17 protein-coding genes are annotated in these 18580 nt (G+C 64.2%); 9 read left to right on the top strand and 8 right to left on the bottom strand.

Annotated elements, in window-relative coordinates; all coding sequences use genetic code 11:
* The first annotated feature begins 37 nt into the window (after nucleotides 1-37).
* Both gshB and BLT50_RS05230 read left to right on the top strand, forming a co-directional pair.
* The gene (gene gshB / locus BLT50_RS05235; protein WP_090027283.1) at nucleotides 38-973 is read left to right on the top strand and encodes a glutathione synthase; all 936 of its coding nucleotides are present in this window, start codon (nucleotides 38-40) and stop codon (nucleotides 971-973) included.
* Nucleotides 970-1899, top strand: coding sequence for an alpha/beta hydrolase (locus BLT50_RS05230; RefSeq protein ID WP_090027281.1), 930 nt, complete (start codon nucleotides 970-972; stop codon nucleotides 1897-1899). The genes gshB and BLT50_RS05230 overlap by 4 nt, the downstream gene beginning before the upstream one ends.
* On the opposite strand, the gene BLT50_RS05225 is transcribed toward BLT50_RS05230, so the two are convergent.
* From BLT50_RS05225 to cobU, 4 genes are all read right to left on the bottom strand, one after another.
* On the bottom strand, nucleotides 1862-3361 hold the full coding sequence (locus BLT50_RS05225) for a YifB family Mg chelatase-like AAA ATPase (protein WP_090027279.1): 1500 nt from the start codon (nucleotides 3359-3361) through the stop codon (nucleotides 1862-1864). The genes BLT50_RS05230 and BLT50_RS05225 overlap by 38 nt on opposite strands.
* A 142-nt stretch (nucleotides 3362-3503) precedes the next feature.
* On the bottom strand, nucleotides 3504-4379 hold the full coding sequence (locus BLT50_RS05220; protein WP_090027277.1) for a glutathione S-transferase: 876 nt from the start codon (nucleotides 4377-4379) through the stop codon (nucleotides 3504-3506).
* A gap of 77 nt (nucleotides 4380-4456) precedes the next feature.
* Complete coding sequence (locus BLT50_RS05215; RefSeq protein ID WP_090027275.1) at nucleotides 4457-5029, bottom strand: histidine phosphatase family protein; 573 nt, start codon at nucleotides 5027-5029, stop codon at nucleotides 4457-4459.
* Entirely contained in the window at nucleotides 5026-5544 is a 519-nt protein-coding gene (gene cobU, locus BLT50_RS05210) for a bifunctional adenosylcobinamide kinase/adenosylcobinamide-phosphate guanylyltransferase (protein WP_090027273.1), read from the bottom strand. Before cobU ends, BLT50_RS05215 begins: the two co-directional genes overlap by 4 nt.
* A gap of 114 nt (nucleotides 5545-5658) precedes the next feature.
* Here cobU and BLT50_RS05205 point away from each other — a divergent pair, with 114 nt between their 5' ends.
* From BLT50_RS05205 to BLT50_RS05180, 6 genes are read left to right on the top strand one after another with little or no spacing between them, the layout of a single operon-like run.
* Nucleotides 5659-6537: an RNA polymerase factor sigma-32 gene (locus BLT50_RS05205; protein WP_090027271.1), complete on the top strand. Its 879-nt coding sequence runs from the start codon at nucleotides 5659-5661 to the stop codon at nucleotides 6535-6537.
* Nucleotides 6534-7313: a ChaN family lipoprotein gene (locus BLT50_RS05200; protein WP_090027269.1), complete on the top strand. Its 780-nt coding sequence runs from the start codon at nucleotides 6534-6536 to the stop codon at nucleotides 7311-7313. The genes BLT50_RS05205 and BLT50_RS05200 overlap by 4 nt, the downstream gene beginning before the upstream one ends.
* 52 nt (nucleotides 7314-7365) lie before the next feature.
* Nucleotides 7366-8562, top strand: a complete 1197-nt coding sequence (gene coaBC / locus BLT50_RS05195; RefSeq protein WP_090027267.1) for a bifunctional phosphopantothenoylcysteine decarboxylase/phosphopantothenate--cysteine ligase CoaBC — start codon at nucleotides 7366-7368, stop codon at nucleotides 8560-8562.
* A 54-nt stretch (nucleotides 8563-8616) separates the two neighbouring features.
* Nucleotides 8617-9078: a dUTP diphosphatase gene (dut, locus tag BLT50_RS05190; protein WP_090027935.1), complete on the top strand. Its 462-nt coding sequence runs from the start codon at nucleotides 8617-8619 to the stop codon at nucleotides 9076-9078.
* A complete protein-coding gene (locus BLT50_RS05185; protein WP_090027265.1) occupies nucleotides 9078-10142 on the top strand; it encodes a HesA/MoeB/ThiF family protein in 1065 nt (354 codons plus the stop codon). Before dut ends, BLT50_RS05185 begins: the two co-directional genes overlap by 1 nt.
* Nucleotides 10139-12154 (top strand): M3 family metallopeptidase, encoded by a 2016-nt coding sequence (locus tag BLT50_RS05180; protein ID WP_090027264.1) that lies wholly within the window; start codon nucleotides 10139-10141, stop codon nucleotides 12152-12154. Before BLT50_RS05185 ends, BLT50_RS05180 begins: the two co-directional genes overlap by 4 nt.
* A 288-nt stretch (nucleotides 12155-12442) precedes the next feature.
* On the opposite strand, the gene BLT50_RS05175 is transcribed toward BLT50_RS05180, so the two are convergent.
* Genes BLT50_RS05175 through BLT50_RS05160 form a run of 4 tightly spaced genes read right to left on the bottom strand, consistent with a single transcriptional unit; the run spans nucleotide 12443 to nucleotide 17126 of the window.
* Complete coding sequence (locus BLT50_RS05175) at nucleotides 12443-13939, bottom strand: phosphomannomutase/phosphoglucomutase (RefSeq protein WP_090027262.1); 1497 nt, start codon at nucleotides 13937-13939, stop codon at nucleotides 12443-12445.
* 25 nt (nucleotides 13940-13964) lie between these two features.
* The gene (gene kdsA, locus BLT50_RS05170; RefSeq protein ID WP_090027260.1) at nucleotides 13965-14798 is read right to left on the bottom strand and encodes a 3-deoxy-8-phosphooctulonate synthase; all 834 of its coding nucleotides are present in this window, start codon (nucleotides 14796-14798) and stop codon (nucleotides 13965-13967) included.
* Nucleotides 14798-16489, bottom strand: coding sequence for a KpsE/RkpR family capsule polysaccharide export protein (locus tag BLT50_RS05165; protein WP_090027258.1), 1692 nt, complete (start codon nucleotides 16487-16489; stop codon nucleotides 14798-14800). The genes kdsA and BLT50_RS05165 overlap by 1 nt, the downstream gene beginning before the upstream one ends.
* A complete protein-coding gene (locus tag BLT50_RS05160) occupies nucleotides 16467-17126 on the bottom strand; it encodes an ABC transporter ATP-binding protein (RefSeq protein ID WP_090027256.1) in 660 nt (219 codons plus the stop codon). Before BLT50_RS05160 ends, BLT50_RS05165 begins: the two co-directional genes overlap by 23 nt.
* Before the next feature lie 390 nt (nucleotides 17127-17516).
* Between BLT50_RS05160 and BLT50_RS05155 the strand changes: the two genes are divergently transcribed.
* Nucleotides 17517-18563 (top strand): rod shape-determining protein, encoded by a 1047-nt coding sequence (locus BLT50_RS05155; protein ID WP_090027255.1) that lies wholly within the window; start codon nucleotides 17517-17519, stop codon nucleotides 18561-18563.
* Nucleotides 18564-18580: the final 17 nt, after the last annotated feature.

Genomic DNA, 18580 nt, shown 5'->3' with positions numbered 1-18580 from the left:
GCGCCATGTAAGGCATGCCGCAACCGGAGCGAGGCCCATGAAAATCGCCTTTCAGATGGACCCGATCGGTCCGATCGACATCAATGCCGACAGCACATTCCGCATCGCCGAAGAGGCGCAGAAGCGCGGGCACGAGCTGTTTTACTACACACCCGAAAACCTGGCCTACCAGGAAGGGCGCGTAACCGCACGAGGCTGGCCGCTGACCGTTCGCCGCAAGATCGGCGATCACTTCAGCCTTGGTGACGAGGCCGAAGTCGACCTGTCGGAATTCGACGTGGTCTGGCTGCGCCAGGATCCGCCCTTTGACATGTTCTACATCACCACGACGCATTTGCTGCAGCGCATCCATCCGAAAACGCTGGTGGTGAACGATCCGTTCTGGGTGCGCAACTATCCCGAAAAACTGCTCGTGCTGGATTTCCCCGACCTGACCCCGCCCACCACGATCGCACGGGATCTGGCGACGATCCGCCGCTTCAAGGATCAGCATGGCGACGTGATCCTAAAGCCGCTTTACGGCAATGGCGGGGCGGGCGTGTTCCGCCTGACCGAGACCGATCGAAACCTGTCGTCCCTGCATGAACTGTTCACCGGCTTTTCGCGTGAACCGCTCATCGTGCAGAAATACCTCCCAGCGGTCAGCAATGGCGACAAGCGCGTGATCCTGGTCGATGGTGAACCCGTGGGCGCGATCAACCGTGTGCCTGCCGCGGGCGAGACCCGGTCGAACATGCATGTGGGCGGCCGCCCCGAAAAGATCGGTCTGTCCGACCGCGACCGCGAGATCTGCGACCGCATCGGCCCGCTTCTGCGCGAAAAGGGTCAGATATTCGTCGGGATCGACGTGATCGGCGACTACCTGACCGAAATCAACGTCACCTCGCCCACCGGCATTCAGGAGCTGGAGCGTTTCGACGGCACGAATGCCGCCGAAAAGATCTGGGAGGCGATCGAGGCCCGCCGCGCATGAGCTTGCGGATGCGCCTGCTGGCAGGCGCCATGCGTCCGCTGGTGCGGTCCGTCAACGCGCGCGCCCAGGACCCCGCGCTGCTGCGCCGGTATCTGAACCGGTCGGCGCGCCTGTTCTTCCGTGACGTGCCTTTCGCGCTCTACCTGCCGGTCACCTACATGGCCGCGCAGGGAAAGCTGCGCCGCGCCTTGTGGGTGTCGGCGCAGGCGCGGCCCGAACCGGGCAAGGTTCTGCTGTATCTGCATGGCGGCGGTTATCTTGCCGGCAGCCCGCACACGCACAAGCGCATGGTGGCGCGGCTGTGCGAACTCAGCGGCTTGCGCGCCTTTCTGCCCGCTTACGCGCTTGCGCCCGAGCATCCCGTCCCGGCGCAATTGATGGATGCCGAGGCCGCACATGCGCATCTTTTGTCCATCGGATACGCGCCGGACGATATCGTGCTGGGCGGGGATAGCGCCGGGGGCGGCATGGCGCTTGCCCTGTTGGCCCGACTTTGTCAGCGGGATCAGGCGCCTGCGGCTGTGTTTGCGTGGTCTCCGTTTTGCGATCAGACGTTTTCTGGCGGTTCAGTGCGCGAAAACGCAAAGCGCGACCATTTTTTCCCGGGCGACAGGGTGCAGGAGCTGGCCAGGATGATCCTGGGCGACACCCCCGCAGACGATCCGCGTGCCTCGCCGCTTTTTGCCGATTTCCCTGGCTGTCCCCCTGTGTTCCTGCAGGTTGCCGATACCGAGATCCTGCGCGACGACGCGGTGCGCATGGCCGAGAAACTGCGTCAGGCCGGGGCCGAGGTGAGACTGGATATCTGGCCGGGTGCACCGCATGTCTGGCAGATTTTCGACGGCTGGTTTCCCGAGGCGCGCGAGGCGATCGGTCAGACGGCCGGCTTTATCCGCCGTCACCTGCCATCGTCAGCCGGTAACTGACCGCCTCGGCGACATGCGGCTGGCGCACATCGGTGCTGTCTTCGAGATCCGCGATTGTCCGCGCGACCCGCATCACGCGGTGAAACCCGCGGGCGGACAGGCCGAACCGCTCGGCGACGCGCGTTAGCAGTGCACGGCCCTCGGCGTCGGGCGTGGCAACCTGTTCGAGCATGCTGCCCTCGAGGTCGGCGTTCAGCCCGCCCCGCGCGATTTGACGTGCGCGCGCGGCGGCCACCCTGGCGGCCACTTCGGCAGACCTGTCGCCCGATGGCGGCAGGTCGAGATCGGTGAACCCGACCGGCGGCGCCTCGACGCGCAGGTCGAACCGGTCCATCAGCGGGCCCGAGATGCGGCCCATGTAATCTTCTCCGCAGACGGGTGCGCGCGAACAGGCCCGCGCGGGATCGGAAAGATACCCGCACTTGCACGGGTTCGCCGCCGCGATCAGCATGAACCGGCAGGGGTATTTCACATGGGCGTTTGCGCGCGCGACCATGACCTCGCCGGTTTCGATGGGCTGGCGCAGGGTTTCCAGCACGGTGCGCGGAAATTCGGGGAATTCGTCCATGAACAGGACGCCATTATGCGCCAGGCTGATTTCGCCCGGTCCGGCACGCCGTCCGCCGCCGACGATGGCCGCCATCGACGCCGTGTGGTGCGGTTCGCGAAACGGGCGCGTCCGGTTGATGCCGCCCGCATCCAGAAGCCCGGCAAGCGAATGGATCATCGAAGTCTCCAGCGCCTCGGCCGGTGTCAGTGGCGGCAGGATGCCCGGGATGCGGGCCGCAAGCATGGATTTGCCCGACCCCGGAGTGCCCACCATCATCAGGTGATGACGCCCCGCAGCGGCGATTTCCAGCGCACGTTTGGCCCGTTCCTGCCCCTTCACGTCGCGCAGGCAGCGTGTGCCGGTGGTATCCACCACCTCGCCGGGTTCGGCCGGCGGCAGAGGCGACTGGCCGGTATAGTGCCGCACCACGTCGGCCAGTGTCGGGGCCGCGATGACCTGCGCAGCACCGACCCAGGCTGCCTCGGCACCCGATGCAGCGGGGCAAAGCAGCACCCGCTCTTCCTCGGCCGCGGCCATTGCGGCGGGCAGTGCGCCCACGACCGCGAACAGCGATCCGTCGAGCGACAGTTCCCCCAACGCGGTCGTGCCCTCTGTCGCGTCGGCGGGGATGATTTCAAGCGCCGCCAGCAGCGCAAGTGCGATCGGCAGGTCGAAATGGCTGCCTTCCTTGGGCAGGTCGGCGGGCGACAGGTTCACCGTGATCCTTTTGGACGGGAGGGCGATCGCCAGAGAGCTGAGCGCCGTCCGCACACGGTCGCGGGCCTCGCTCACGGCCTTGTCGGGCAGGCCGACGATCGAAAAGGCCGGCAAGCCGGGCGTGACGGCGCATTGCACCTCGACCGTGCGCGCGCTCACCCCTTCGAAGGCCACCGTATAGGCCCGTGCCACCATCCCCGCATCCGCTCCGCATCAAGGTTAACGCCCCATGAAGAGGTAAGGGCCAAGCGGTGAAGGAATGGTTAACGCGGGATTTGGCCGGGGGTTTGCGCCCCCGAACGCCGCGCAGGCGCGTGTCGGGGGAAAGAGCGCGGTGTCAGCCTGACGCCCCTGCAACCATCGCCATGAATTTGGGCCATGCTTCTGGGTCGGCCACCGTCTTGTCGCGGCAGAACGCATTGCAGAATCCCCAGATGCGGCCATCCAGTTCAAGGAAATGCGTGGCCGGTTTGCCCGAATAGGGGCAAGTGCCGTTGATCGACGGGCCTTCATCCACCGCCTTGGCGGGCAGCGGCGTGGGCGCGGGGTAGGGCATCCTTTCAAGCGGCTGGTCATAGACATCCAGCACACGGTTTTCCGCTATCGCCATCGCGCGCCAGCGCCGCATCGGCGGATGGGCAAGATGTGCCTCGACATAGGCGCGCGCCACTGACCCTACCGGCAAAGCATATCCTCCGATCCGCGCGGCCACGGGGGCATAGAACACGTCCGCCAGTGTGTAGGCGCCGAACAGAAACGGCCCGCCGGACCGCGCGAGCGCGGCTTCCCATAGAGAGTCTATGCGTTGCAGATCGGCATGTACCGAGTCTGAGGGCTGAAACCCGGCCCAGCCGGTCAGCAGGTTCATCGGGCAGGCTTGCCGCAGCGCACCAAACCCGGTGTGCATTTCCGAGATCAGGTTCTGTGCCATCGCGCGGTCCGGTCCCGCAGGCGGCAACAGCCCCCGGTCGGGGAACTGGTCGGCCAGGTGCCAAGCGATCGCCAACGAGTCGGTCAATCGGCTGCCATCCGGGGCTTTTGCGGCGGGAACGGTCCGGCCACCGGCGAAGGCCGTGACCTCGGCGGCGAAATCCGGGCCGTAGAGTTCTGTGCGGTGCACACGGCACGGGATGTCGAACGCATCGAAGGGAAGCCAGCCCCGCAGCGACCAGGAGGAATAGCCCCGTTGGCCAATCAGGAGATCATAAGTCATATCGCGCCCTCACTGGTTTCGCTCTACGATACGCAGCAAGTCGCGGGTGGGGAAACGACGTTTCGTTGGGCAGGCAATCACGGACAGTGATTTATTCGCCCGACCTGCCATCCATCTGGCCTCAGCGTCAGTTCGGTAACTGACAGGTTGTCGATCCTGTGCGCGAAAACGTCATAAGCGCCGATACCCAACCCATGTTGAAGCTGGGTCAGGATCACGCCGAAATGTGCCACCGCAACGATGTCGCGTCCGGGATGCGCAGATATGAGGCGGGCAACGGCGCGGTCTGCGCGCGCCGAAACCTCGTGCCAGCTTTCGCCGTTTGGCGGGCGCACATCGCCCGGATCGTCCCAGAAGGCGCGGATATGGTCCTGATCGTCGATCTCGTCGAAGCGTTTCAATTCCCAGTCACCGAAATTCATCTCGCGCAGATCCCGGTCGTGGGGCAACCTTGGCCGGTCACGGGCAATCGCATCGGCGGTATCGACCGCGCGCGACAGGTCGGACGATATGACAACCGCAGTGTCGGGCAGGAAATCGTGCAGCCTCTCCAGCGCGGCGCGGTCCGACAGATCGGCGGGCAGGTCCGACCATCCAACCATTGATTTTGCGTGCGTCGGACCGTGCCGAATCCAGAAAAAACGCGTCACGGCAGCGCTCCTTTCATCGCCATCGGCAAGCCTGCCGCCACGAACACGACCAGCCCGGCCTGCCGCGCAAGACACTGGTTCAGCTCGCCCTGTGCCTGGCGGAATCGACGGGCAAGGGCGTTTTCCGGCACGATAGACAGACCGAGCTCGTTGCTTACCACGATGACAGGGGCAGGGCAGGCGGACAGAGCGGCAAGCAGGTTTCCGGTTTCCATCTCGATATCGTGATCGGCCATCAGGTGATTGCTGAGCCACATGGTGGCACAATCGAACAACACGACGCCTGACTTGGCGGCGGCCAGCGCCGGTGCCGGGTCCAGCGGCGCCTCTACCGTGTCCCATCCATCACCACGGCGGGCGCGATGTGCGGCGATCTTGGCGGCCATCTCGTCATCACCCGCGTGTGCGGTCGCAAGATAGAGCCTGGTTCGCGAAGCTCTTTCGGCCAACTCCTCGGCGTATGAGGACTTGCCCGAAGCGGCTCCACCAAGAACGAGGGTCAGCGAAGGTAACATCGCAGATGTATCTTTTTTTGATCCGGTCAACGGTATGCCTCGTAACACCGACCAGAAGTCAAAGAAAGGTAAGAAGGGTGCCATGGTGGCGCCTCAACAGACTGGGGGTAAAGAATGGCACTCGATGCACCGCAAGACATGTCCTTGTCGCGGGTTGCGATGAAGGCCGAATTGCTGGACGCCGAAACCGAACTCGAACTTGCCTATGCCTGGCGGGATCGTCGCGACGAACAAGCACTCCACAGATTGATTACCGCTTACATGCGCTTGGCGATTTCGATGGCATCGAAATTCCGCCGATACGGTGCGCCCATGGGCGATCTGATCCAAGAGGCCAGCCTGGGCCTTATGAAAGCCGCCGACAAGTTCGACCCGGATCGCGGGGTCCGCTTTTCGACCTATGCGGTCTGGTGGATCAAGGCGTCCATCCAGGACTACGTGATGCGCAACTGGTCGATGGTGCGCACAGGATCGACATCCAGCCAGAAATCGCTGTTCTTCAACATGCGCCGTGTTCAGGCGCGCCTCGAGCGCGAGGCCCTGGCGCGCGGCGAGGAACTGGACCGTCACCAGATGCGCCAGGCGATCGCGATGGAAATCGGTGTGCCGCTGCATGACGTCGAAATGATGGAAGGCCGCCTTTCGGGCACCGATTTCTCGCTCAACGCCACCCAATCGACCGAGGACGAAGGCCGCGAATGGATCGACACCATCGAGGACGAGGCTGAACATGCCTCGGAGATCGTGGAAAACGAACATGACACGGCGACCTTGCGCGGCTGGCTGGTCGATGCCCTTTCGTCGCTGAACGAACGCGAAAGGTTCATCGTGACCGAACGCAAACTGCGCGACGAGGCGCGTACGCTCGAAAGCCTGGGCAACGAGCTGGGCCTCTCCAAGGAACGCGTTCGCCAACTTGAGGCAGCCGCGTTCCAGAAAATGCGGAAAAAGCTGGAAGGTCAGTCAAAAGAGGTGCATGCCTTCCTCGCATGAGGTACCTGACCGCCCTTTTCCTTGCGCTTGCGTCGCCTTTGGCGGCGCAAGACATGCCGGATGCGCCGATCGTCATTCTTGGGGAAATCCATGACAACCCTGTCCATCATGCCGTGCAGGCGGAATGGACGGCCCGCATCGCGCCCAAAGCCATCGTGTTCGAAATGCTGACGCCGGAACAGGCGGCCCGCGTGACGCCAGAGTTGCGCGGCGACGCAAACGCCTTGGGCGAAGTTCTGGAATGGAAAGCCTCGGGCTGGCCGGATTTCGCGATGTATCACCCTATCTTTACCGCCGCGCCCCAAGCCGCCATCTACGGCGCCGCCGTACCCCGCGATGCCGCGCGCACCGCGTTCGAGACCGGAATCACCGAAGCGTTCGGCCCTGATGCGGGCAGGTTCGGGCTGACCGACCCCTTGCCGCAGGACCAGCTGGAGGCGCGGCTTATCTTCCAGGCCGAAGCGCATTGCAACGCGCTGCCCGAAGATCTGCTGCCCCGGATGGTCGAACTTCAGCGCCTGCGCGATGCCGTGCTGGCGCGCACGGCGCTGGCTGCGCTGGACGAAACCGGCGGGCCTGTCGTTGTCATTACGGGCAACGGTCACGCGCGCGCGGATTGGGGCATGCCCGTCTATATCGGTGTCGCGCGGCCCGATCTGACCATGTTCGCGCTGGGCCAGTCCGAGGCCGGGCAGGTGTCGGGTGTGTTCGATCAGGTGCTGGATGCCGCCCCGGTTGACCGCGAAGACCCCTGCGCCGCCTTCGCCAAGGATTGAGTTTGCCCCGCCACAGCCGTAACACTGAGGCGCAACCATCTGCGGAGGGCTCATGCTGGGCGGTAAACGCATTCTACTGATCATCGGCGGCGGCATCGCGGCTTACAAATGCCTCGACCTGATCCGCCGCCTTCGCGAACGCGGCGCGTCGGTGACCCCCGTCATGACTCGTGCCGCCGAGGAATTCGTCACCCCGCTATCCGTCGCGGCGCTTGCCGGCGAAGAGGTGCATCGCGACCTTTTCGACCTCACCAAAGAAGCCGAGATGGGGCATATCCAGCTTAGCCGCGTTGCGGATCTGGTGGTCGTGGCGCCCGCCACCGCTGACCTGATGGGCAAGATGGCCGGTGGGCTTGCATCGGATCTGGCGACGACCCTTTTGATGGCGACGGATACACCGGTTCTGTGCGCCCCCGCGATGAACGTGCGGATGTGGGATCACCCCGCAACGCAACGCAACCTTGCGCAACTGCGCGGGGACGGCATCCGCTTTGTCGGGCCCAATGACGGCGATATGGCTTGTGGAGAATTCGGCCCCGGCCGCATGGCCGAACCGCTGGAAATCATCGCTGCAATCGAACAGGCGTTGGGCGCGGGGCCTTTGGCGGGCAAACGGGTGATCGTCACCTCGGGCCCCACGCAAGAGCCGATCGACCCGGTGCGCTATATCTCGAACCATTCCTCGGGCGCGCAGGGCACCGCGATTGCCAGGGCGCTGGCGGGACTTGGCGCCGAGGTGGTGTTCGTCACCGGGCCTGCCCAGGTCGCCCCGCCCCCCGGCGTCGAGGTCGTGCGCATAACCACCGCGCAGCAGATGCTGGATGCCGTGCAGGCCGCGCTGCCCGCGGATGCCGCCATTTTCGCGGCGGCCGTCGCCGACTGGCGCGTGGCCGAGGTCGCGGGCTCGAAGATGAAAAAGACCGAAGGCGCGCTGCCCACACTGTCATTTGCTGAAAACCCCGACATCCTGGCCACGATTTCGCAGATGAAAAAAGGCCGTCCCGCGCTGGTCGTGGGATTTGCCGCCGAAACCGATGACGTCCTCGCGAACGCCACCGCGAAACGCGCGCGCAAGGGCTGCGACTGGATCGTGGCGAACGATGTGTCGCCCGGAACCGGCACGTTCGGCGGGTCCGAGAACACGGTTCACATCGTCCGCGAAGACGGTGTCGAAGACTGGCCGCGCATGGGCAAGCAAGAGGTGGCAGACCGCCTGGCCCGGCGCATCGCCGAGGCACTGCATGGCTGATGCGGATGCCTTCGGCGAGAGTATTTCCGGCAAGATGAAGGAATGGGATCGAACATGGTGACCCTTCGCCTGACATGGACCGCCGAGGCCGACCGCAGCCTGCCGCTGCCTTCTTATGAAACCGAAGGTGCGGCTGGCGCCGATTTGCGCGCGAATTTTCCTGAGGACGCGCGGGAAGGCCTTACGCTGGCGCCCGGCGCCCGCGCATTGATCCCCACCGGCTTGCGCCTTGCGATACCGGCAGGATACGAGGTGCAGGTCAGGCCGCGTTCGGGCCTTGCGCTGAAACACGGGATAACCCTGCCCAACACCCCCGGCACGATCGACAGCGATTATCGCGGCCCGTTGGGCGTGATCGTGCTGAACACCGGGGACGCACCTTTTCACATCGCCCATGGCGACCGCATCGCGCAGATGATTGTCGCGCCCGTTGTGCAGGCGGCTTTTGACCTGGTGGACGATTTGGACGAAACCGCGCGCGGCGCTGGCGGGTTCGGATCGACCGGGCGCGGCTGATGGCGCTGGTCGTGATCATGGCGGCTGCGCTTTGGGGCGTGGGCATGGCGATGGGCACGCCCCGGCGCATGCGCTGGGCGATGATCGGGTTTTTGTGGCTTGGCGTGGTGTTGCTGCACCTGGTCCTGCCGGCCGGCAACCCGTTGCGCCTGGCGACTGGCGAAAGTGCAGCGCCCTGGCTGTTATTGGGCGGTGGCGCGGCGCTGGTCTGGGTCTATCGCCAGGGATTGCGCCGCCTGCGCGCCCGCGCCGATGGTCCGCCGTCGGACGACGCCGTGCCGGCCGCCAAAGGCAAGTTCTCGGAAACCGAGCTTAACCGCTATGCCCGCCACATCGTTTTGCGCGAAATCGGCGGCACCGGACAGCGCAAGCTCAAGGATGCGCGCGTTCTGGTCATCGGGGCAGGGGGGCTGGGCAGCCCCGCGCTGATGTATCTGGCGGCGTCGGGCGTGGGCACGATCGGCGTGATTGACGGCGATGTGGTCGAGGGATCGAACCTGCAGCGTCAGGTCATCCATACCGACGACCGGATCGGCATGCCAAAGGTGTTTTCCGCCGAGGCGGCGATGAAGGCGCTCAACCCCTTCATCGACGTGCGGCCCTATAACCGCCGCCTGACACCCGATATCGCCACCGACCTGTTCGCCGATTACGACCTGATCCTGGATGGCACGGACAATTTCGAAACCCGGTACCTCGCCAACGAAGTCGCCCACCGTCTGGGCAAGCCGCTGGTGTCCGGTGCGCTGTCGCAATGGGAAGGGCAGCTAAGCGTGTTCGATACCGCAAGCGGCACGCCCTGCTATCGCTGCATCTTTCCCGAACCACCCGCCGCAGGCCTTGCACCGACCTGTGCCGAGGCTGGTGTCTTTGCCCCGCTGCCGGGGATAGTCGGCACCATGATGGCGGGCGAGGCGGTCAAGCTCATCACCGGCGCAGGCGAGACACTGCGCGGCACGATGCTGATCCATGACGCGCTTTATTCCGACACGCGGCGCATTACCTTGAAGAAACACGCGGATTGCCCGGTTTGCGGCGCAACCGCCGAGGAGACGAGCACATGACCAACCCGCTTTTGCAGGACTGGAACACCCCGTTCGAAATCGCGCCGTTCGACAGGATTGCGGATACCGATTTCGCCCCCGCCTTTGACGCGGCCCTGGCCGCCCACAAGGACGAGATCGCCGCCATCGCCGATAATCCTGAACCGCCGACATTCGCCAACACGATCGAGGCGATGGAGGCCGCGGGCCACCTGCTCGACAAGGTGCTGGGCACGTTTTTCACCGTCGCCGGCGCCGACAGCAACGAGGCGCGCGAGGCGCTTCAACGCGAATTTTCGCCCCGCCTGGCCGCCCATTCCGCCGAGATCACCGGCAACAAGGCGCTGTTCCAGCGGATCGAAACGCTGTGGCAGGACCGTGATACCCTCGATCTGACGCCCGAACAGGCCCGCGTCCTGATGCTGACGCGGCGCGGTTTCGTGCGTTCGGGCGCGGCGCTGACCGGGGCCGAGGATGCGCGCATGACGGAGATCAAGTCGCGGCTGGCCGTGCTGGGCACCGAGTTCACGCAGAACCTGCTGGGCGACGAACGCGACTGGTATATGGAGCTGTCCGAAGACGACCTGGAAGGCCTGCCCGCCTTCCTTGTCGCGGCCGCGCGTGAGGCAGGTCGCGACAAGGGGCTGAACGGGCCGGTGATCACGACCTCGCGGTCGCTTGCGACACCCTTCCTGCAAAGCTCGCCCCGGCGCGATCTGCGCGAAAAGGTCTGGCGTGCCTTCACGTCGCGCGGGGGGCGGGGCGGCAAGACCGACAACCGCGCCATAGCGGCCGAGATCCTGGCCCTGCGAAAGGAACGCGCCGCGCTGCTGGGCTATGACAGCTTTGCGGAATACAAGCTGGAAACCGAAATGGCCGGCACGCCCACGGCGGTGCGCGATTTGCTGATGGCGGTCTGGACACCGGCCAAGGCGCGGGCCGAGGCGGATGCCAGGGTGCTTGAGCAGATGCTGCATGCCGACGGGCAGAAGGGGCCGCTGGAGCCGTGGGACTGGCACTATTACGCTGCGAAACGCCGCCGCGCCGAGCATGACATGGACGAGGCCGAGCTGAAGCCCTACCTCCAACTCGACCGGATGATCGAAGCTGCGTTCACCTGCGCGAACCGCCTGTTCGGGCTGGAGTTCGCACCGCTCGACATTCCGCTCTACCACCCGGATTGCCGGGCTTGGGACGTCACGCGCAATGGTCGCCACATCGCCGTTTTCATTGGCGATTACTTTGCGCGCGGATCGAAACGGTCGGGCGCGTGGTGTTCGGCCATGCGCGGGCAGGCGAAGTTCCCGCAAGAGCAGGCGCCGGTGGTGATCAACGTGTGCAACTTCGCCAAGGGCGACCCGGCGCTGTTGTCCTATGACGATGCGCGGACCCTGTTTCACGAATTCGGCCACGCGCTGCACCAGATGTTGTCGGACGTGACCTATGAATCGATCTCGGGCACGTCGGTGGCGCGCGACTTCGTGGAGCTGCCCAGCCAGCTTTATGAACATTGGCTGGAGGTGCCCGAGGTGCTGCGCGAATTTGCGACGCACGCTGAAACCGGCGAGCCGATGCCGCAAGACATGCTGGACAAGGTGCTCGAGGCCGCGAATTTCGACCAGGGGTTCCAGACAGTCGAATACGTCGCCTCGGCGCTGGTCGACCTGGAGTTCCACCTGGGCGACCCGCCCGCCGATCCTATGCAGAAACAGGCTGAAATCCTTGAACAAATCGGTATGCCACGCGCAATTGCAATGCGCCACGCCACGCCGCATTTCGCCCATGTGTTTTCCGGGGACGGCTATTCCTCGGGCTACTATTCCTACATGTGGTCCGAGGTGATGGATGCCGACGCGTTCGAGGCGTTTCGCGAGGTGGGGGATGCCTTTGATGCAGATACCGCCAAGGCGTTGGAGGCCAATATCCTTTCGACCGGCGGCTCGGTTGACGCGGCCGAACTTTATGAACGGTTCCGCGGGCGCCTGCCGGGGGTCGAGGCCTTGCTGAAAGGCCGTGGACTGATCGCGGCGTGAGGGTGCGCGCGGCGCGTTTTCCGCGCGGTGCCGGGCCGAAACTGCGCGGTTCTTAACGAATGCCTAACTGAAACCGCGCGGTTCTGGCTGCCAGCCGCGCGTTTCTTTACGGCCGGTTAAGGCTCAAGCCACAATTTCCATATGCGATGCGCCGGTTTTGGCGATGGCACCACAAAACCGCGCGGTTTTGTCATGTAACCGCGCGGTGTTAACTTTTCACCTCATCGGCTCGTCGATCCCTTCGGACTCTTCTCGCGCGAAGAGGGCCGCAGAGGGCCGATAAGCGCCTCAGATCGTCTGGTCGTAGTCGCCCACGCCCGGCTCGGTTCGGATGACGGTATCTATATCGTGAAAGATCGCGCGCATCTCGTCCTCGGATTGGCTGCTTTCACAGACCACCACCAGGTTCGGGGTGTTCGACGAGGCCCGCACCAAACCCCAGGAGCCGTTGTCGAGGATGACCCGTGCGCCGTTGACGGTGACGACTTCCTTGATCGGGCGGCCGGCAATCGTGTCTCCGGCCTCGGCCTTGGCGACGAGTTTCTGCACCAGCCGGTCCAGGATGTCGTATTTCTCGGTATCCGCCGCATAGGGCGACATCGTGGGGGTCGACCATGTCTTCGGCAGCGCCTTGCGCAGGTCCGACATGGACATGTCGGGGTTGCGGTCCATCAGCTTGCAGATTTCGACCGCCACGCGCATCCCGCAGTCATACCCGCGGCCCACGGGCTCGGCCAAAAAGTAGTGGCCGGATTTTTCGAAGCCCGCCAATGCACCGATTTCCTTGACCCGGCGTTTCATGTGGCTGTGCCCGGTTTTCCAGTAATCCGCGGTAACGCCGTTCTTCTGCAGCTCGGGATCGCTGGCGAAAAGCCCTGTCGATTTCACATCGGCCACGAAGGTCGAACCGGGATAAAGCTTGGACAGGTCGCGCGCCATGATGACGCCCACCTTGTCGGCAAAGATCTCCTCGCCCTCGTCATCGACGACACCGCAGCGGTCGCCATCGCCATCGAAGCCAAGCGCGAAATCCGCACCGGTGGCTTTGACGGTCGCGGCCATGTCGTGCAGCATTTCCATCGCTTCGGGGTTGGGGTTGTAGTTGGGAAAGGTGTAATCCAGCTCATTGTGGCTGGGGATCACCTCGACCCCGATCCGTTCGAACAATTCGGGCGCAAAAGCCGACGCGGTGCCGTTTCCGGTGGCACAGACCACGCGCAGCTTGCGCGACATTCTGAAATCGCCCACCAGGTCGTCGAGATACGCCTCGCGGACGCCATCCACGAATTCGTAAGAGCCGCCTGGCGCGGGTTCCCCCTGGCCCTGCAACACGATATCGCGCAGTTCGGCCATCTCGTCGGGGCCGTGGGTCAGCGGGCGATCAAAGCCCATCTTGACGCCGGTCCAGCCGTTGGGGTTGTGGCTGGCCGTGACCATCGCCACCGCCGGAACGTCCAGGTGGAATTGCGCGAAATACGCCATGGGCGACAGGGCCGGGCCGATGTCCTTGACCTGAATGCCGGCCTGCATCAGCCCGATGATCAGTGCGTTCTTGATCGCCAGCGAATAGTCGCGGTAATCGTTGCCGACAGCGATCTCCGGCGCGATGCCGCGCTTGCGCATCTGGGTGCCAAGGCCCAGGCCAAGCGCCGTCATGCCAGGCAGGTTGATTTCATCGGGGTATTTCCAGCGTGCGTCGTATTCGCGGAAACCGGTGGGTGCGATCATCGGATCGCGCAGGAATTCCCAGGTGTTGGGCGTCGATTGGGGCAACGGTTTGGTCATGAAAAAGGCCTTGCTCGGTTCGGCGTTACAGCGTGATCGGGTTGGATTTCGCGATCGTGTCGATCTGCATCAGCACCGACAAAAGCGCGGGCATGTCATGCAGGTGGATCATGTTGGGCCCGTCGCTGGGCGCGTTGTCGGGGTCTTCGTGGGTTTCGATGAACACCGCCGCCACACCCACCGCGACCGCTGCGCGGGCCATAACGGGGGCGAATTCGCGCTTGCCGCCGGACGCGCCGCCAAGGCCGCCGGGCTGCTGCACGGCGTGGGTGGCATCCATCACAACCGGATAGCCGGTCTGCGCCATCTGCGGCAGCGAACGCATGTCGGCCACCAGCGTGTTGTAGCCAAAACTGACACCCCGTTCGGTCAGAAGGATGCGGTGGTTGCCGGTGCTGGCGACCTTGTCCGCGACATTCGCCATGTCCCAGGGCGCAAGGAACTGGCCCTTCTTGATGTTGATTGCGGCGCCGGTTTCGCCCGCGGCCAGCAACAGATCGGTCTGCCGGCACAGGAAGGCCGGGATTTGCAGCACATCCGCCACCTCGGCCACAGGGGCGCATTGGGCGATTTCATGGATGTCGGTCAGCACCGGCACGTCCAGCGCGGATTTCACGCCCGCCAGCACCGACAACCCCTTGTCAATGCCAAGCCCGCGCTTGCCCGAAAGCGAGGTCCGGTTGGCCTTGTCGAAACTGCCCTTGAAGATGAACTGCGCGCCGACGGCTTCGCAGGCCTCCTTCATGGTGCCCGCGATCATCTGGGCGTGATCGTCGCTTTCCAGCTGGCAGGGGCCGGCGATCACCGTAAGCGGTGCCGCGTTCGATACCGCGAGCTTTCCGATTTCGACAGTGCGCATCAGCTCGATACCTGTTCGCGCAGGATGGAGGCAGTCAGTGAAACCATCAGGTAAATCCCCGAAAAGACCAGAAAGGCCAGGATCGTATTTTCGAACTTGCGCGGATAGGTCGGTTCGTCCGGCGCGACAGGTTCGACGCTCGTGGTCAGGTAACGCACCTGCCTGTTGGCCTCAAGTTCCGTCTGTTTCATGTTCTGCAGGGCGGATTGCAGGAACAGGTCCGCCGTCGCAAGGTCGGCCTGCGCCATCTGGATCTCGGACGCCTTCTGCGCCAGAGAATTCTCGCCCTCGGTCGCGTCTGTCAGGCGGCTGTTTTGCTGGGCCAGTTCGTTTTCCAGCAAGGTGATTTCGGTCTGGAGGCTGTCGACCTTGGCGCGGTTGGGGCGCGTGTTGGAAAGCTGCGTGTTGAGTTCGAGCTTTTTCTCGACCAGCTGCGCCTCAAGCGTACCGATCAGCGACCGGATGCTGGCGATCTCGCCCTCGGGGTCCAGGATCGTGCGTTCCTGCAGGCGGACAAGCGTTCCCTGCGCATCGCGGCGTTCCTGCTTGGCCGTCTCCAGGCTTTGACGCGCATCTTTCATCTGGTCTTCGCGTTTTTCGCGGCTGAGCTGGTCGACACGCTCTTCGGCGTAGTCGATCAGGTGGTGCGAGAAGGCTGCCGAAACGGCTGGATCGGCCGCGATGACCTCCATCCGTATGACGCCTTCGGTCGGGTCGTATCCGATCTTCACGTTCTTCTTGTACAGCTTGTAGGCCGCTTCGTCGGTGGCACCCTCGGACAGGCGCTGCACCGGATCGATGAAGTCCTGGCTGAAATGCGCCTTGAAGCCCATGTCGCTGTTCAGGCGCTGCATCGCATCGCGCGATTGCAGGTAGGATTGTGTAGCGATGCTGTCCTGGTTGGTCGCGAACTGCGTGCCGCTGAGCAGCCCGCCCAGGCCCGATCCGCCTTGTGCGTCGGCCTGCATCACCAGGAACTCGGCCTTGGTGGCGTACATCGGTGTCGCGACGCTGTAGAAATACCAGCCGCAGATCAGGGTGGGCAGGAACACGAAGAACGACAGTCGCGTCAGCAGCAGGGCCAGCTTGCGGCGGCGGCGGCGCGCGATATCGCGCTGGATGCCGCGGATCTCGCTGGCGCGGCGCTCTGCCGGGGCCAGATCGGTCGATGGCAGGGTGTTGTCACCCGCGGGCACGGTCTGGGGCAGTTGCACACGGTCGGCGGGGATCTTGGCGGTCGCCATCTGCAGGCCGTTCATCGGCTGGACGCCGCCCTCGCCATTGCCATGTTCGCCTTCGGGCACCACGAGTTCCAGCATGGTCGCGCGCTGGAACGGGTCGATGCCCGCGGCGCGGAGCAGCCGGACGGCGTCGAAATCGCTGGTCGGTGCAAGCCCGTGCTTCTGGGCCACGCGGCGGGCCATGCGCAATTGCCGGCCAGTCAGCCCCTCGCGCCGGATAGCGTCAATCTGGGCATCTACGCTGGCTTCCTGTGCCGAGGCGACCTGGCCGCTGCGCGCGGGCGGGCTGTCGGCATCGCGCCGGGGTGGCGTTTGCTGTCCAGCCGAACCAGGTTGCGGCGTATCGCCCGCGGTCATGCGCGGGACATCGCTTTCGGTGCGGCGCGGGGTATCGGCCTCGTGCGCGCTGCGGCGGATGCGGAATTTCCTAGCCTTGGGTTTCGTAGTCATAGAGCTGTTTCGCTTCTTCCAAGGTGTCAAACATGTATAGCTTACCACCCATCAGGACGGCAGCCGAACGGGCAAACTTTTCCAACGTCTGCGGCTGGTGCGACACGATCACCACCGTCGTTGTTCGCAGGCGTTCCTGGAGGATTTCGCCGGCCTTGCGGTTGAACTCGGCATCGGTTGAACCGGGCATGCCTTCGTCGATCAGGTAGATGTCGAAATCGAGCGCCAGCATCAGCGCAAAGGAAAACCGCGCCCGCATCCCTGACGAATAGGTGCCGAGCGGTTGTTCGAAATATTCGCCGAGATTGCACATCCAGCGGCAGAACGCCTCGACATAGTCTGGGTCCAGCCCATAGAGCCGCGCGATGTAGCGGCTGTTTTCCACTGCGGAAATCCGGTTGATGACGCCACCCATGAACCCAAGTGGAAAGCTGATCTTGGCCTCGCGGCGGATATGGCCCTCGTCCGGTTTCTCTAGGCCCGCCATCATGTTGATCAGCGTTGTCTTTCCGGTACCGTTGGGGGCGAGAATGCCAAGTGAATTTCCGATGTCGACGCGAAACGACACGCGGTCAAGGATCACCTTGCGCTGTGTGCCCGTCCAGAAGGACTTACTCACATTGTCGAACTCGATCATTCGGGCTCCGGCTGCTCTCGTGGTGCCATGTCCCTCTTACGGGGGGATGCGTTAACGCGGAATTGACCATGACTTCCGGCACTATGCCGGACTGGCTGTCTGAATTACAGTCTATATGGGCAAAAATAAGGCGATTTAACGGGGAAAGTTTACGGATAGGAAAACCCTGCCGGGATGCCACACGGCCCGGTTTTGCATCGTCCGCCGCGCCTGGCGGGCGGCCATATCGCCCGTTTCAAAGGTCTTTGCGGCGGAATGGCGCTGATTTCGGCGCGGAGGGGCCTTTTCCTGCCCGGCTGTCCCCGTTACAAGGGCACCCGGCCCGGACTGGCAGAGTCGCGGGCCTTTCTGAATTTATCGGCATACAGCCTACCAGGGACACCGCCTACCATGTCCATTTTCGACAAGATGCCCGGCCTTTTCTCTTCCGACATGGCCATCGACCTAGGCACCGCGAACACCCTTGTCTACGTCAAGGGGCGCGGCGTGATCCTGTCGGAACCGTCGGTGGTCGCCTATCACGTCAAGGACGGTCAGAAAAAGGTGCTGGCCGTGGGCGAGGATGCCAAGCTGATGCTGGGCCGCACGCCCGGCTCGATCGAGGCGATCCGCCCGATGCGGGACGGCGTGATCGCCGATTTCGACGTGGCCGAGGAAATGATCAAGCACTTCATCCGCAAGGTGCACAAGCGCTCGACCTTTTCCAAGCCCAAGATCATCGTCTGCGTGCCCCACGGCGCGACGCCAGTGGAAAAGCGCGCGATCCGGCAATCGGTGCTGTCGGCCGGCGCACGCCGTGCAGGGCTGATCGCCGAACCCATCGCCGCGGCGATCGGGGCGGGGATGCCGATCACCGATCCCACCGGCAACATGGTCGTCGATATCGGCGGCGGCACCACCGAGGTTGCGGTTCTGTCGCTGGGTGACATCGTTTATGCCCGCTCGGTCCGCGTGGGCGGCGACCGCATGGACGAGGCGATCATCAACTACCTGCGCCGTCAGCAGAACCTGCTGGTGGGTGAATCCACCGCCGAACGGATCAAGACCTCGATCGGCACGGCGCGCATGCCCGATGACGGGCGCGGGGCGTCGATGCAGATCCGCGGCCGCGACCTGTTGAACGGCGTGCCCAAGGAAACCGAGATCAGCCAGGCCCAGGTGGCCGAGGCGCTGGCGGAACCCGTGCAGCAGATCTGCGAGGCGGTGATGACCGCGCTCGAGGCCACGCCGCCGGACCTCGCGGCCGATATCGTCGATCGCGGCGTGATGCTGACCGGTGGAGGCGCGCTGCTGGGCGACCTGGACCTGGCGCTGCGCGAACAGACCGGGCTGGCCGTTTCCATCGCGGACGAGTCGCTCAATTGCGTGGCCCTGGGCACCGGCAAGGCGCTTGAATACGAAAAGCAGCTGCGCCACGCGATTGACTACGACAGCTGACGCGCCCACCTTTTGAC

Origin of the sequence: Lutimaribacter saemankumensis (genome assembly GCF_900100005.1) — a bacterium.
Lineage (GTDB): Bacteria > Pseudomonadota > Alphaproteobacteria > Rhodobacterales > Rhodobacteraceae > Lutimaribacter > Lutimaribacter saemankumensis.
This window is presented reverse-complemented; position numbering and strand designations above follow the sequence as displayed.